Consider the following 15,118-nt stretch of genomic DNA (forward strand, 5'->3'; position numbering starts at 1 on the left):
CCTCAGCCATTATTAATTAAGTATAAAAAGCGCAGTAATTAGCTGCTGCGCGCTATTTAAAGGAATAGAAACAATGTCAGTTATCCGCAGTGTATTTAGTATTTTGTTGTACTTTATAAATACTCTTATTTGGTTTGTGCCAATTTTTATTTGTGGTGTTATTAAGCTTATACCAATTAAGCCGCTACAAAAGTTAATGAGTTGGGCCGCCAAACAATTTGCCACTATTTGGGTTACCTTTAACAGCTTAAATCAAAAATTATTTACGCCAACTAAAATTAACGTTACTGGGCTTGAAGATATAAAGCTAAAAGATTGGTATTTAGTTATAGCTAATCATCAAAGCTGGGTTGATATTTTAGTATTGCAACGCGTATTAAATCGCAAAATACCCTTTTTAAATTTCTTTTTGAAAAAAGAGCTTATTTACGTGCCTATATTAGGTTTGTGCTGGTGGGCGCTTGATTTTCCGTTCATGACTCGTACGAGTAAAAGTCAGCTTAAAAAGAACCCTAAATTACGCGGTAAAGATTTAGAAACCACGCGTAAGGCCTGCGAAAAATTTAAAGAAATGCCAGTAAGTGTGGTTAATTTTGTAGAAGGTACGCGCTATACGAAGCAAAAGCACGCTCGCCAAAACAGCCCTTTTCCACATTTGTTAAAACCCAAAGCAGGAGGCGTTGCCTTTGTAATGCAAGCTATGGGAGAGCAAATTACTAAAGTAGTTAATGTGACTATTCATTATCCTGAGGGCATTCCGACCTTTATGGATTTTGCCAGCGGTAAAGTAAAAAATATAAACGTACATGTTGAAGTAAGACCGGTCAGTGACGAGCTAATTGGTGACTACACTAACGATCCCGACTTTAGAGTGCGCTTTCAAAGTGAGCTTAATCGGTTATGGAAAGAAAAAAACCAAACATTAATAAACCTTGAACAAAAATAAATGCATAAAAATATGAGCCTACAGTTACGCTAAAAACACTTAGCTATTCACGGTCAATACAGATTAACTTAGGTAGTGTTTTTTAATGTCACTTTGCTTGGCTCTGTTAATTTTACAGCGGGTATTACCCGCTGTAGTTACTATAAATGACTTGGTTATGCTGCAATGGCGCTTTTTACTCTAGCTAGCACTGTAATTTTAAACCTAACTCCCGCAAGGAAATAAAAATACCATGACCGATACCCACTTACAGAAGTTAATAGCGCCTTGGTTTGAAAAAGTGCCCGACGCTTTTTTTCTAAGCACTATTACTGCCGTCGCCATTGGTATATTTTCATTATTATTTGTGTACTTATTTACTCGTCGCTTAATGTTTCCTGCGATCCAAAAAATTGTTACTAAAATCTCACCTGAACGCATTGGCTTACTTGCACCTATGCTAAACAAGCTCAATAAGCGCATAGCTTGCTTACTTTGCTGTGCATTGTTTCTAGCCACATTTGATAGTGTGTACCCGGTGAATGAGATTGCAGAGGAAATTTTAAAAACCTTAGGCCAAGCGCTGCTCATTATTTATGCGGGCTTTATTTTTAGTAGCATAGTGAGTATTGCGGGCGCTATTTATAATCAATTAGATTTTGCCCGCGAAGTACCCATTCAGGGATTAATTCAGGTTGTTAAATTAATTACCTTTATTGTCAGTGTTATTTTAATTGTTAGTATAGTGCTAGAAAAATCACCTACTTATATTCTCTCGGGTTTTGGTGCTATTGCCGCCGTCACTTTATTAGTATTTAAAGACACCATATTGGGGTTTGTCGCAAGCATTCAAATTGCAGCCAATAGACTCGTTACATATGGCGACTGGATCCAGGTAGATAATTATGGGGCCGACGGAGAAGTAATTGATTTAGGGTTAAACACAGTAAGAGTGCGTAACTGGGATAATACTGTAACGACTATTCCTACTTACATGTTAGTAGCAGGTTCATTTAAAAACTGGCGTAGTATGCAAGAGTCTGCCGGGAGGCGCATGAAGCGCTCGCTTAATATTGATATGAATAGTATTTTTTTAGTTGAAGATGATTTTCGCCAGCAAATAGAAGCGGCTATACCTTTGGCCGACTACATTCGTACGTCTTCACTGCCTGATCCTGTGTCTAATTTAGGTTTGTTTCGCCGTTATGCCGAAGGTTACCTAAAGCAACATAAAAAAATCAATACTTCACTGACCTTGCTAGTACGTGAGTTACAGCCGACAAACCACGGCTTACCGATTGAGTTTTATTGCTTTAGTAGCGATAAACGTTGGATATCGTATGAGCATTTACAAGCCGAAATAATGGATCATTTATTGGCTGTGTTACCTATTTTTGGCCTGCGTCCGTATCAAAGTGTGAGTGGCCAATTTAGCCCACCCACAGCCGTGCCTACAAGCGAAAAACCTAAAATTAAAGTGCCCAATAATACTGAGCCAACCCCGTAGTAATAAAGAGTATTAACAGCCACCAAATAGGTGGCTTTTTTAATCTTAGCCAAGCGAATGCTGCAATAACTAGCGCAATGTGCCAAAAATTGTGCACCGCCGATGTCCAAATAGGTGAATACAGCGCCGCGGCTAAAAAACCCACTACAGAGGCATTAAGTGCGGCAATAACACTGGCAAAGCGAGGCTTGTTGGCTAAGTTTAACCAACTTTTTTGAAACGCAAGTATGAGTAAAAACCCGGGCATAAATATAAGTACAGTGGCTACGATAGCGCCAAATAAAGGTTGTTCGGTACTTAGTTGTGCACCTAAGTAAGTAGCAATGGTAAACATAGGTCCAGGCACAGCTTGCGCGCTTGCATAGGCGCTCAAAAACTGATCGCTGCTTAGTGCAGGTACGCTTGCTTGCAATACAGGTAATACTACATGGCCACCACCAAACACCATGGCACCTGCTTGATAAAAGGGGGCAAACAAAGCTAATTCAGTAGTCAAAGGAATGAAACTGAGTGCTAGCAGCAGTGTAAATAACCCTAAAGCGAGCCAATTTATATTACTTTTTGACTTACTTTGCTGTGCGGGTTCAGGATTTAATTTTAATAATGGCCATATTGCACCCACAGCAGCTGCGGTAATTAAAATAGCTATTTGTGTGCCCAGCAGAGGAAAAAGTATTAAGGCTAACGTGCTTAGTACGGCTAATAGCTTTAGGGCTGCGCTAGTGCAAAAGCTTTTTGCCATACTTAATGTGGCATCGGCGACAATAACCACAGCAAACAGTTTTAACCCAGCAATAATGGCAAAATAAACAGCATCAAACTGATGCGCACTTATAGCCAATAGCAACATAATTAAAAATGATGGTAGGGTAAAACCAATAAAGGCAGCAATGCCACCAAGTACACCCGCGCGCTCTACCCCAATGGCAAAACTAACTTGGCTAGAACCAGGCCCAGGCAAGGCTTGGCTTAAGCTTATAAGCTGTGCATAACGGGTGTTAGTGAGCCAATTTAGGGTATCGACAAAATGGCGCTTAAAATAGCCTAAGTGAGCAGCAGGGCCACCAAAACTCATGCAGCCGAGTAAAAAAAACTGTCTAAAAATAGCAATTAACATTACGCCCCAATCCTCGTTATAAATTATAAAATTATCATCCAGTAGTATGACATATTTATGAACTCAGCTATCGATAGAATTTTTGTTGTTATACAGCATAAAACGCTAATTATAATAGATTCTTCATGGCTTGTTCATTCATATATTTGCATAATAGCGCAAAATACTAAATAGATAGGACATAGCATGACTTTAACTAAATCACTTTTAAGCGTAACGGTAGTTGCTGTATTACTTAGCGGTTGTGAAATGAATAACACAGGTAAAGGAGCGGCAATTGGTGCTGCAGCTGGTGGTGTATTAGGTAAGGCTACTGGTAATCATAAAGATAAGCGTATCTTTATTGGTGCTGCAATTGGTGCATTAGCTGGTGCTGCAGTAGGCGATTACATGGACAAACAAGAAACCGCTTTTCGTGACGAGTTAGCGGGTTCTGGTGTTGAAGTGGTACGTGAAGGCGATAACTTACGTTTAGTTATGCCGTCAAACATTACCTTTGCAACCGATCAGTCGTATATTTCGTCGGGCTTTCACAATACGCTAAGTGCGATTGCTAAAGTGATGAACAAATACGAAAAAACTTATTTAAGCGTAGAAGGGCATACCGATAGCACAGGTAAAGATAGCTATAATATGAGCCTTTCACAGCAACGCGCTCAAAGTGTTAAAAACTATTTAGTTAATCAGCAAATTATGGCTGAGCGAATTAGCACTACAGGTTATGGTGAAACACGTCCAATTTCATCAAACGATAGCGCAAATGGCCGTGCACAAAATCGTCGTGTAGAAATTCAAATAGTGCCTAACACGCAATAAGCACATAAAAATCTAGTCTTTATTGAACTGTAGTTCACATAAGCGCTGGTACAACGGGGAGCTTTGCAGTAATTGCTGATGGCTCCCTGTTGCTATTATTTCCCCGTGTTCCATTACCACAATCATATCTGCATGTTTTACCGTTGCCAGACGATGCGCAATGATCAACGTTGTTCGGTTTTGCATTAAGTGCTCAAGTGCGGCTTGTACATGGTGCTCGCTTTGTGCATCGAGTGCGCTGGTGGCTTCATCGAGTAATAGTATTTCAGGGTCTTTTAAAATTGCTCGCGCGAGTACAATGCGTTGCTTTTGACCGCCCGATAGTCTCACTCCTTGTTCCCCTAAAAAGCTGTTATAGCCTTGTGGTAGCTGTTGAATAAACTCATCAGCATGGGCATGTTTAGCCGCCGCATAAACCTGCTCGTCGGTAGCATCTGGATTGCCGTAGCGAATGTTATGCATTACATCTGAGCTAAATAAAATAGGGTTTTGTGCCACCATGCCCATTTTATTACGCAGCGTATTGAGTGATAAATCTTTAATATTTACATCACGAAACTTAATAGCACCGCTGGCTGGATCGTAAAAGCGTTGTAGTAATTCAAATAAGGTGGTTTTCCCTGCACCAGAAGGACCCACAATTGCCACTGTTTGCCCTTGCTGTATGTTTAAACTCACATTATTAAGTGCGCTTACATCGGGACGAGATGGGTAATTAAAGCTAATGCTTTCAAGTGTAATGGCAGAGTGGTTAGTGCTACTTAGGAGCTTTTCGTCTTGTGGGGAAATAGGGTTTTCAATTTCGCTTTTTACAGCGAGTAATTCTAGTAGCCTTGCAGCAGCACCCGCTGCGCGCTGCAGCTCACCATAAACCTCTGCCACAGTTGCAACCGACATGGCCACCATAATAGCGTAAAACACAAAGGCACCTAGCTCACCTCCAGTCATAGTGCCGGCTAGTACATCGCTGCCGCCAACCCATAACATAGCGCTGATGGCACTAAAGGTTAAAAATATAACGGCGGCAATTAAAAACGAGCGTTGTTTTATACGGCTTTTAGCGACGTTAAAGGCTTTTTCGACCTCCAGAGCAAAAGCTTGCTGCTCTCGCTGTTCGTGGCTATAGCTTTGCACTACTTTAATATTTTGAATGATCTCACCGGCGTAAGTACTTATATCGGCAATAGCACTTTGGCTGCTACTGGCTAACTTTCTCACTTTGCGGCCAAATACCATCATGGGCACCAGTACTAAAGGTACACAAGCAACGACCACTAAGGTCAGTTTTAAATTGGTAAACAGCAGCATGGCTAAACCACCCACTAGCATTAATGCACTGCGTAGCGCCATTGAAAAAGAAGAGCCAATAATAGATTGCAGCAAAGTGGTGTCGGTGGTTAACCGCGACATTAACTCACCGCTGCGGTTTTCTTCAAAATAACTTGGGTGCAAAGTAACAATACGGTTAAACACCGCTTTACGAATATCGTTACTGACACGTTCACCAATCCACGACATTAAATAAAAACGACTAAAGGTGCCCACCGCTAATAAACTAATTAAGCCTATAAGTACCAGTACTGCTTGTTGCAACTGTGCTTGAGATCCTGCTATAAAACCATGGTCAATAACAAATTTAACGCCTTGGCCTAATGATAAATTAACCCCCGCCGTCACTAAAAGAGCAATAAGGGCGGCAATAACCATTAGTTTATACGGTTTAATAAACGCAAAAACAGGTAATAAACTACTAAACGCGGCTTTTTCTGCAGCAGGGGCTTGAGACATAGTGGGTTCTTTTTAATGATTGAGCTTTATATATGGCGTCTGTAAACTAAAATTCAATAGTGCTAAAAATAATCAGCAAGGATAAGTGATGACAAATAAAACGGATAATAAACAATGCAAAAAATAGTGGAATTTAAAAAGCGTGGATTTTTTAGCCACGCTATAGATTTAGATGCATTGAATGAGCGTATTTACCAATTAAATCAAGATGGATGGCGAGTTATTAGCGTAACAACAGCAACGGGCTTTCAAGGGCAAATAACGGCTTATGCCTTATTAATAGAAAATAATGAATTATAAAGGGTGATTAATGGTTTTATCTGTTTGGCTAAGTTTAGCGTTAGTTTGCATAATGGGCGCAATGTCGCCTGGTCCTAGCTTGGCTGTGGTATTAAAGCATACCTTAAGCGGTGGGATGAAAAACGGTATGCTTGCGGCATTGAGCCATGGCGTAGGAGTAGGATTGTATGCAGCTGCATCTTTACTCGGTTTAGGTGCCTTAATGGTGCAGTTTCCTAATGTTTATCAATTATTAGTCTATTTAGGAGCAGCATATTTAGCTTACTTGGGAATTAAAATACTGCTGGCTAAACCTAGTAATAATGAGCTACAAGTGCAAAAGAGTGAAGTAAGTGCATTAAAGGCGCTACAAGATGGCTTTGCAATTGCATTTTTAAACCCCAAACTCGCTATCTTCTTTTTAGCCTTATTTTCGCAATTTATTGACCCGCAAAATCTTACTCTCAGCATTGGTATTATTATGTGCTTAACGGTATTTGTAATTGATACCGGCTGGTATTTACTGGTGGCACTGTTAACTGAGGTTTCTAAAAATCGCTTTGGTTTTACTAAACAAAACCCATGGCTAGATAAAGTGTTAGGTGCGGTATTTATTGCTTTAGCTATAAAAGTAGTAGTGAGTGTTTAGCTATTGCTGCTATTTATGGCTATATAAATACCTATAAACAGAGTTAACAATGGTGTTGAGTGAGCGTTAAAAACCGAGCACAACTAGGTGCTCGGTAAAGTTATTAATTAAAAGTGATAAGTGATAGACATCATTGCAGTCGTGAGATTGTCGGTGTCTATAATAGGCGAGTCTTCAATATCAGCATCTAGCTGATGATATTTAACCAAGGCGTTAACATTTAAGTTTTTATTGATTTTGTATGTTGCTAACAAGCCAATATTATAGTTAACCGTAGAGCTAAGCTCGTATGCATCAAAAGTGCTAGATTCGCCCTCAGCCACACCGTAATAATAGTTTGATAACTGGCTACTATTAATTTCAACCCCAACGAAAGGCGCTAACATTAGCTCTTTTGTTAACTTAACTGGGTAGCTGTAGTCGGTTTTAAACTTAGCGCCATCACCGTTGCCCAATATATCATGAGATACACTTGCGCTAACGCGGCCAAAACTGGCAGCGTAACTTACCTTTGTACCAGCGTATAGTGACATTTTACGCTCATTTAATGCTTTAATAGCAACATTATCAGAATCTGTAGAGTCAAAAAATTGTCCAGGCTCAAGAATAACTGACCAATTTAAACCTTCATCACCAAGCAATTTATAATCAAGCATGTACCCTTTAAGGGTTAATCGCTCGCCTGTATAGTTGATCATAGGTAACCCGAGTGTTTTATTATCGGTATCTGCATATGGCGACTCTACAGAAATCACCCCGCCTGCAACCGACCAACGCGACTCAGCATTAGCAGCAGATGCTGTGAAAATTAATGCAGTTACTAACACTCGTAAACTGTTTGTCATGTACGTATTCATAATTACCTTAACTATTTAAGTTATAAATTGATTTATGATCTAAGGTAAATATTGTATAGCTAATAGCCCAAAAATGGTTGTAAGTTAATGTATGAAAGTTTGTATCGATGTAAATGCAATAAAGGATTAGGTAACCTTTGTATAGGTTGAGCTTTTAAATTGCGGGGCCGTCGGGAGAAGGGGAATTGGTGTCGTTACTTGCTTTGGTGAACGCTAGAGAATTACGCAAAGTAATCTTAACTCAAAAAGATAGCCCTCACAGCGCAGCAAGTAACTATAGCTTAAAGCAATCAAGCATAAAGCTATAGCTAATTCGGGTATCACCTACAGCGTAAAAACATTGAGCAAATGCTAGGGTGAAAAAGCACTAAATTTAAAAAACGCTACAAATCTCTTCGGCATTACAAGTAATCACAGTTACGTTTTCGTAGCCAACACGAGTGAGTGCTTCGGCGCCAAGAGTAGCGCGGGCTGCACTGGCGCAGTGTAAATAAATTGGCCGTGTAGCGTCTTTTTCAATTTCCATTAATTTCATTTCGAGTAAACCACGAGGGATATTAATCGAGCCAACAGCGGCTTTATTTGCATGTTCTGCCGGCTCGCGTACATCGATAAGTAACCCTTTATTGCCCTCAAGCTCTTGTTTTGCCTGTTGTGCACCAATACGGCGCTGATTAGGGATAATTGTTTTTAATAAGTCGGGAATGGATGTAAGCATTTGTTATTCCTTAACGCCAAGTCTGCGTAATAGTGTGATCATTGGGCACCAGCAGGTAAAAGCTGATTGCATTAGATTTAGTGCTATAAATACAGTAAACCATATCCAGCGTGGGTCATGAAAGCTTTGTAATAAAACAGAGATAATAATCATGATGCCAGCAATTAAGCGCAGTGCATTATTAAGCTTCATTATAGTCGGTCATTTTAATGAGTATGTATAGCTACTATATTAGGTTTTTATACATTAGCAAGATCTAATGTTAGACATGGCTGTTCTAGCAACCTATACTTACTAACAAATTAAGTATAAGAGCACAGTATGAATATTGACTTTACTGCCATGGCTGCCAACGTAGAAAAAGCAGAGAAATTATTAAAAATCTTAGCCAATAAAAATCGCTTAATGATTTTATGCTCCTTACAAGACACCGAAATGAACGTGTCGCAGTTAAATGAAGCTGTACCTCTTGCACAATCGGCACTCTCTCAGCATTTAGCTGCATTGCGTAAAGCAAATATAGTGGCTACTCGACGCGAAAGCCAAACAATTTATTATCGTGTTATTGATAAAGATGCTGTAACACTGCTGGCAACTTTATATGGGTTGTTTTGTAAGGAATAACACAATGAACGCTATAGATAACGCTGTAAAAAGCAGTTTAAGTGGCCGCGTACCAATTATTATTTTTGTGTTGTCGGTACTGTGTGGGTTATTTGCTTTACAGCAAACGCCGCGTGAGGAAGAGCCACAAATAGTGGTACCTATGCTCGACATTTATGTGTCGGCACCTAATGTAGAAGCCCCTGAAGTTGCTAGGTTAGTCACCGAGCCATTAGAAAAGTTATTGGCGCAACTTAGTGGTGTAAAACATATATATTCAACTACGCAAAGTAGTCGTGCTGTGGTTACTTTGCGCTTTGAGGTAGGGCACGATCGCGAACAAGCCATACTCGATACCTACGCCAAGCTCTATAGCTATCAACATACTATGACTCCTATTATTAAAAGCTGGCAAATACGCCCAGTAGAAGTAAATGATGTGCCTATTGTTATGCTTGGGTTATATAGCAAGGATCCTAAGCTTTATAGTGATTATGAATTAACCCGCTTTGCAAACGAAATAGCCAATAATTTACAACGAATTGAACACACGAGCGAAGTAAAAGTAATTGCGGGGCGTAACCGCGCCATTACCGTTAATTTAAATGCCACCGCTTTGGCTGCACACCAAACCACATTAAGTGATGTTTATTATGCGCTTAGTGTATCTAATCAACTCACCGAGGTAGGTAGCGTGGTAAATGCCCAGCAGCAAATAATTTTGCAAGCGGGCGATGTATTAAGAACTAAAACAGCGATAGAACAACTAGTCGTTAATGTTGTTAATGGTAAAAGTGTTTATTTAACCGATGTAGCCCAGGTTAGTGATGGCCCCGATGAGGCGCAAAGCTATCAATGGCTGGCGCAGTCAAATGAGCAACAGCATTACCCTATGGTAACGCTGAGTATTGCCAAACAAGCAGGCACTAATGCTGTAGCGGTGGCAAGCGATGTACATGCCATGATGGCAGAGCTAAAAACAAGGTTACTACCAGCAGAAATAACGTACTCAGTACTGCGAGATTACGGCCAAACCGCCGACGAAAAAGTAAATAATTTAGCCTCAAGCTTAGTGTTTGCAGTATTTACTGTGGTTATATTTGTGGGCGTATTTTTAGGTTGGCGCCCGGCAATAGTAGTTGGACTTGCTGTACCCATTTGTTATGGCATTACGCTCTCGCTTGATTTTGCCTTTGGTTACACAATTAACCGAGTGACCTTATTTGCGTTAATTTTATCTTTGGGGTTACTGGTTGATGATCCGATCACAGGTATAGATAACATCAGCCGTTTTATAAATAAAAAGGGTGATAAAAAACAGCAAATTGTGAATGCAATGAGTGAAATTCGCACTGCACTATTAATGTCGACCCTAACTATTATGGTGGCATTTATTCCACTGGCTTTTATTACTGGAATGATGGGGCCTTATATGGCGCCAATGGCATTTAACGTACCTGTGAGTGTTATGGTATCAACATTAGTGGCGTTTTTTGTAACCCCATGGCTTGCCATGAAATTACTAAAACCTAATAGTGAAGAGCCCGATCAAGCAAATAACAAAACGAGCCTCTACGAGCGCTTACTAACCCCCTTACTGGCCTCAAAACCACGTGCTAAATGGGTACTGTGGATCACGCTTGCGTTATTTATTATTAGCGCCATGTTACCTGTGATGCGATTAGTACCGCTGAAGTTATTACCGTTTGATAATAAAAATGAACTACAAGTACTTATTGATATGCCAGAGGGCACTAATTTAGAGCAAACAGCTGCTTTTACCCGACAAGTGCAAACGCTCACATGGCAATTAACCGAGGTAAGTGAAATAGCCACTTATGTAGGCCAGCCTTCAAGTATGGACTTTAATGGTATGGTACGCGGTTATTACCGACGAGAAGCACCGAACTTAGCTGAACTAAGAGTGCTACTACTAGATAAAACAGCGCGCGAGCATCAATCTCATGCGGTGGTAATGCGTTTGCGTAAACAGTTAGCACCATTAGTAAATAACGGCATAGTGATTAAAGTAGTTGAAGTGCCGCCAGGGCCGCCGGTGTTAAGTACTTTAGTGGCAGAAGTTTATCGAGATACATTTATTGATAGGCAAACGCATTATTTAGCCGCAGAGCAAGTTGCAACGCGCTTAAAACAAGAACCTCATGTGGTAGAGGTTGATACTTCAATGCTTGCAGCAGCCCCTTTGCAACGTTTTATTACTGATAAAACGAAAGCGGCGCATAGTGCTATATCTACCGAAAATATCACGCAAACACTTAGCATAGCGTCACAAGGGCAAACGGTTGGGCAGCTTTATGTCAGCAACGAAACTCAGCCTGTGCCAATAAAACTGCAGTTATCTTATAGCGACCGCAATCAATTTGCACAATTGCTAGCATTACAACTAAGGGGCGACAGAGACATAGCTAAAAATGCGAGTAAATTTGGCTTAAGTAGTGCGCCGCGGCCTTTAGTTGCGCTTTCTGAGCTTGGAGAGTTTACTCAATTAAATGTAGCGCAAACTATTATGCGCAAAGATCAGCGCGAAGTTATTTATGTTATGGCAGAGCTAAATGGGAGAACTCCCGCAGCAATAATTGCCGATGTAACTGCTGATTTAAATATATCAACAGACGATTTTGTAAAAACGCCTTGGTTAGCGCGGCACTTTTTTAATAATGGTGGCACCGCACCTTGGCAATTACCGCCAGGTACGCAAGTAACATTTAGCGGTGAAGGAGAGTGGCGTATTACCATAGATGTATTTAGAGATATGGGGATTGCCTTTGCATTTGCACTTAGCGCCATTTTTATTATTTTACGCCTACAAACACGCTCAGTAAGCTTGTCGCTTATTATTATGTCGGCAATACCACTCACTGTTATTGGCATTATGCCTGGTTTTTGGTTACTTAATCAGTTTGGTGAGCGCAGTATTGCATCAGCTCCCGAGCCGGTTTTATTTACCGCTACTGCGATGATAGGCATGATTGCCTTGGCGGGTATTGTGGTGCGTAATTCACTTATTTTAGTTGAGTTTATTAATCAAGCACGCGCCCAAGGTATGGCAATAAAAGCAGCGTTAATTGCAGCAGGAACAGTGCGCATGCGCCCCGTACTACTAACCGCAGGCACCACATTATTAGGTAACTTAGTGATTACACTAGATCCGGTATTTAGTGGCTTAGCAATTGCGATTATTTTTGGCATTGTGGCATCAACGTTGTTTTCGTTATTTGTAGTGCCGCTTGTTTATTACTTAGTATTTGCAAACACAGAAACCACTGCGGGAGAAACGCATGCAAGGTAAATCAAAACTAGTTGGCTCGTTACTCGCTTTATTAGTGGTAGTAGGCGCCGTATTGTATATGGCGGGCAGCTTTTCAAATAAGCAAGTTGCTGGTTTAAAAACGACCAACGCTAACAATTACCACGGTAAGCGGGAAACAGTTTTACTACAAAAAATATCCCGTAGTGAATGGGTGCCAGGCAGTATTATTGCGAAACAAAATACCCAAATTTCATCGCGAGTTATGGCGCAAGTTGAGCGTTTAAGTGTACGCGCGGGCGATAAAGTAACCAAAGGTGATTTACTCATTACCTTACAACAAGATGACTTTAAAGCGCAATTAGCACAAAGTGAGGCGCAAATTAATGCTATTCAAGCCGCATTAACCCAAGCTACAAAGCAACTTAAGCGAATTGAAAGTGTGTATGCGCAAGGCTTAGTATCGTTAAGTGAGTTAGATAATGCGAAGGCAAATTTTGATAGTTTATCGGCCAATTTAATTGCCGCTAAGCAGCAGCAAACACAAGCCAAAGTTGCGCTGAGTTACACTCGTATTACAGCGCCTATTTCGGGGGTTGTAGTAGAGCGGTTAGTCGAACCTGGTGATACAGCTACGCCTGGGCAGGCTTTATTGGGATTATATAACCCGCAGCAGCTACAAGTTGAGTTTAATGTGCGAGAAACGCAAGCGGTTAAATTGCAGTTAGGGCAAAGTTTAACCATAAAGTTGCCTGCACTTAATTTAACCTCGCCAGCCACAGTGGCCGAAATAGTTCCGGTTGCCGATAGCGCCTCACGTAGTTTGTTAATTCGCTTAGACTTTGACTCTTCTGTAGGGGTAATGCCCGGCTTGTATGCGCAATTAGAGTTAGTATTACCCGATGAACAAGGAATATTGCTAGATAGTAGCTGGATACATGAGTTTGGCCAATTAACTATGCTGTATGTGATTAATAGTGACAATGAGCAAATAGAACGCCGGTTTGTGCGCTTAGGTGAAATAATTGGCGCAAAGCAGCATGTAGTTACTGGGCTTAACCCCGGCGATATTCTAGCGGTAGATTACTTACCTAACTTAGCGCATACAGCTAGGTAACGCTTAGCTTGTTATTATTGATAGCTTTAGAGAGCCGTATTTACTACGGCTTTTTTGTGTTTCTAAATCGTATTAGCTCATTGGTTAGCCAGCTATTTGCGGTTAACTTAGCACCACTGCTTAAAATTACCGTGTAGGCTTTACCACTCCATGAACTTTTACTAGCGAGATTATTAATGAAGTCGTCGGCTGTTTTTGCATAACGTTTAGCTTTACGGTATTTCATGGCTAAATGCTCGGCGGCTTCTTTGCTAGTATGTTCATCGCCATTGCGGATAAAAGTGGCGTTGCTGTTGCTAATAAAGGTAATTAAATGCTGCACTTCTTGGTCGGGTTCTCGATTGGGTTCTTGATTAGGTAATTGGTTGGGGTGTGCAGCTAGGCTTATTTGGCTAAAAAAGGTGAATAATATGGTCAGTAGCCAAGCAGAATAAATACGAGTTTTTTTCATGTTATACATCATCAACTTTTAAAGTGGCTAAAATAGGGTTGTGATCAGAGCTGTTATATTCGCTTACTAAAGTATCAGAAATAACAACACCACGAGCCCACACTTGATCCAGGGCTAAACCAAATGCTTTTGTACGCTTGTCATCTACGTATATAGCTTCTTTAAGGCCCAGTTTAGTCAGCGCGTCATTAACTAGCTTTTGGCGTGCATCGCTCCATGCGTTTAAATCGCCCGCAAAAAGAATTGGCCCTTTGTGTTGTTGCATTATTTTTATACTGGCTTGTAACTGTTGCGCGTAGGCTTTAGTACCAAATGTAAAGTTAATGCCGTGCACATTAACGCTCAATAAGCGTTGTTGGTTAGCCATTGCATATTCAACAATGTTAGTTGCTTTTGGGCTTCGTAACCATGGCTCTTTATGAATAAAAGTACAATGTACAGTTGCAGGCCAGCGGCTAAGCGTCATTACACCAGATTGTACATTGCCACTTTTATAACCGGGCGAAAAACGCCAAAAAGGTTTAAGGCTAGTAAGGCGTGTATCTACAATAGCCTCTTGTAATAAAACAATATCAGCACTTTCATTAAGGTGAGTTAAATCTTTATATAGGCCTTGGTTTTGTGCCTTATAAATATTCCATGAGAGTAACCTAGCTTGTTGAGGAACAATAAACTTACGGCTGTATGTTTTTTGCCTACTTGCCTGTAGTTGCTGATTACAACGCAGAGGAGTATATGCGGTTTCGGTTATACCTTGCGCTTCATCTGATGGGTTTAGTTGTGCTAGCGCCAAGCTAGAGTTTATAGTTAAAAAAGAGCATGCAGCAATAATGCAACGTATTAGCTTTTTGTGCATTTAATACCTTATTTAAAATTAGCCGTGAGCAATATCAATAGTGTGTACTTTGGGTGGTTTAAGCGTTAAAAGTTCATTTTTTAAGTGGTGTTTAAGTAGGGTAATACTTTGTGCTTGAAGTTTAAAGAGAGTTTTAATCACTGTGTTAATTATGTACTAGGCTTACA

15 protein-coding genes are annotated in these 15,118 nt (G+C 40.5%); 8 read left to right on the forward strand and 7 right to left on the reverse strand.

Annotated elements, in window-relative coordinates; translation table 11 throughout:
- Positions 1 to 73: 73 nt before the first annotated feature.
- Positions 74 to 946 (forward strand): acyltransferase, encoded by an 873-nt coding sequence (locus I6F41_RS15170; RefSeq protein ID WP_011329473.1) that lies wholly within the window; start codon positions 74 to 76, stop codon positions 944 to 946.
- Between the two features lie 232 nt (positions 947 to 1,178).
- A complete protein-coding gene (locus I6F41_RS15175; protein ID WP_011329472.1) occupies positions 1,179 to 2,432 on the forward strand; it encodes a mechanosensitive ion channel family protein in 1,254 nt (417 codons plus the stop codon).
- Here I6F41_RS15175 and chrA read toward each other — a convergent pair.
- Complete coding sequence (gene chrA, locus I6F41_RS15180; RefSeq protein WP_182684486.1) at positions 2,398 to 3,549, reverse strand: chromate efflux transporter; 1,152 nt, start codon at positions 3,547 to 3,549, stop codon at positions 2,398 to 2,400. The two genes, I6F41_RS15175 and chrA, sit on opposite strands and share 35 nt — an antisense overlap.
- Positions 3,550 to 3,735: 186 nt before the next feature.
- On the opposite strand from chrA, the gene I6F41_RS15185 reads away from it, so the two are divergent.
- Positions 3,736 to 4,365 (forward strand): OmpA family protein, encoded by a 630-nt coding sequence (locus I6F41_RS15185; protein WP_011329470.1) that lies wholly within the window; start codon positions 3,736 to 3,738, stop codon positions 4,363 to 4,365.
- Positions 4,366 to 4,377: 12 nt separating this feature from the next.
- On the opposite strand, the gene I6F41_RS15190 is transcribed toward I6F41_RS15185, so the two are convergent.
- Positions 4,378 to 6,153 (reverse strand): ABC transporter transmembrane domain-containing protein, encoded by a 1,776-nt coding sequence (locus tag I6F41_RS15190; RefSeq protein ID WP_011329469.1) that lies wholly within the window; start codon positions 6,151 to 6,153, stop codon positions 4,378 to 4,380.
- Positions 6,154 to 6,267: 114 nt separating this feature from the next.
- Between I6F41_RS15190 and I6F41_RS15195 the strand changes: the two genes are divergently transcribed.
- Together I6F41_RS15195 and I6F41_RS15200 are read left to right on the forward strand one after the other, a co-directional pair.
- A complete protein-coding gene (locus tag I6F41_RS15195) occupies positions 6,268 to 6,453 on the forward strand; it encodes a hypothetical protein (protein ID WP_041454610.1) in 186 nt (61 codons plus the stop codon).
- Between the two features lie 10 nt (positions 6,454 to 6,463).
- A complete protein-coding gene (locus I6F41_RS15200) occupies positions 6,464 to 7,081 on the forward strand; it encodes a LysE family translocator (protein ID WP_011329468.1) in 618 nt (205 codons plus the stop codon).
- Between the two features lie 107 nt (positions 7,082 to 7,188).
- Here I6F41_RS15200 and I6F41_RS15205 read toward each other — a convergent pair whose 3' ends face one another.
- The 3 genes from I6F41_RS15205 to I6F41_RS15215 all read right to left on the reverse strand — a co-directional run bounded on the left by I6F41_RS15205 (position 7,189) and on the right by I6F41_RS15215 (position 8,848).
- Positions 7,189 to 7,926, reverse strand: a complete 738-nt coding sequence (locus I6F41_RS15205; protein ID WP_011329467.1) for a MipA/OmpV family protein — start codon at positions 7,924 to 7,926, stop codon at positions 7,189 to 7,191.
- 385 nt (positions 7,927 to 8,311) lie between these two features.
- On the reverse strand, positions 8,312 to 8,656 hold the full coding sequence (locus tag I6F41_RS15210) for a rhodanese-like domain-containing protein (protein ID WP_182684487.1): 345 nt from the start codon (positions 8,654 to 8,656) through the stop codon (positions 8,312 to 8,314).
- Between the two features lie 3 nt (positions 8,657 to 8,659).
- The gene (locus tag I6F41_RS15215; protein ID WP_182684488.1) at positions 8,660 to 8,848 is read right to left on the reverse strand and encodes a YgaP family membrane protein; all 189 of its coding nucleotides are present in this window, start codon (positions 8,846 to 8,848) and stop codon (positions 8,660 to 8,662) included.
- Positions 8,849 to 8,977: 129 nt separating this feature from the next.
- Here I6F41_RS15215 and I6F41_RS15220 point away from each other — a divergent pair, with 129 nt between their 5' ends.
- The 3 genes from I6F41_RS15220 to I6F41_RS15230 are packed head-to-tail and all read left to right on the forward strand — an operon-like array spanning position 8,978 to position 13,644.
- The gene (locus tag I6F41_RS15220) at positions 8,978 to 9,280 is read left to right on the forward strand and encodes an ArsR/SmtB family transcription factor (protein ID WP_011329463.1); all 303 of its coding nucleotides are present in this window, start codon (positions 8,978 to 8,980) and stop codon (positions 9,278 to 9,280) included.
- A gap of 4 nt (positions 9,281 to 9,284) precedes the next feature.
- On the forward strand, positions 9,285 to 12,569 hold the full coding sequence (locus I6F41_RS15225; RefSeq protein WP_182684489.1) for an efflux RND transporter permease subunit: 3,285 nt from the start codon (positions 9,285 to 9,287) through the stop codon (positions 12,567 to 12,569).
- The gene (locus I6F41_RS15230; protein ID WP_182684490.1) at positions 12,559 to 13,644 is read left to right on the forward strand and encodes an efflux RND transporter periplasmic adaptor subunit; all 1,086 of its coding nucleotides are present in this window, start codon (positions 12,559 to 12,561) and stop codon (positions 13,642 to 13,644) included. The genes I6F41_RS15225 and I6F41_RS15230 overlap by 11 nt, the downstream gene beginning before the upstream one ends.
- Positions 13,645 to 13,687: 43 nt before the next feature.
- Here I6F41_RS15230 and I6F41_RS15235 read toward each other — a convergent pair whose 3' ends face one another.
- Both I6F41_RS15235 and I6F41_RS15240 read right to left on the reverse strand, forming a co-directional pair.
- Complete coding sequence (locus I6F41_RS15235) at positions 13,688 to 14,095, reverse strand: YfeK family protein (RefSeq protein WP_225740950.1); 408 nt, start codon at positions 14,093 to 14,095, stop codon at positions 13,688 to 13,690.
- A 1-nt stretch (position 14,096) separates the two neighbouring features.
- Positions 14,097 to 14,951, reverse strand: coding sequence for an endonuclease/exonuclease/phosphatase family protein (locus I6F41_RS15240; protein WP_182684492.1), 855 nt, complete (start codon positions 14,949 to 14,951; stop codon positions 14,097 to 14,099).
- Positions 14,952 to 15,118: the final 167 nt, after the last annotated feature.

The sequence above is a fragment of the Pseudoalteromonas sp. SCQQ13 genome (assembly GCF_015864415.1).
GTDB lineage: Bacteria > Pseudomonadota > Gammaproteobacteria > Enterobacterales > Alteromonadaceae > Pseudoalteromonas > Pseudoalteromonas nigrifaciens.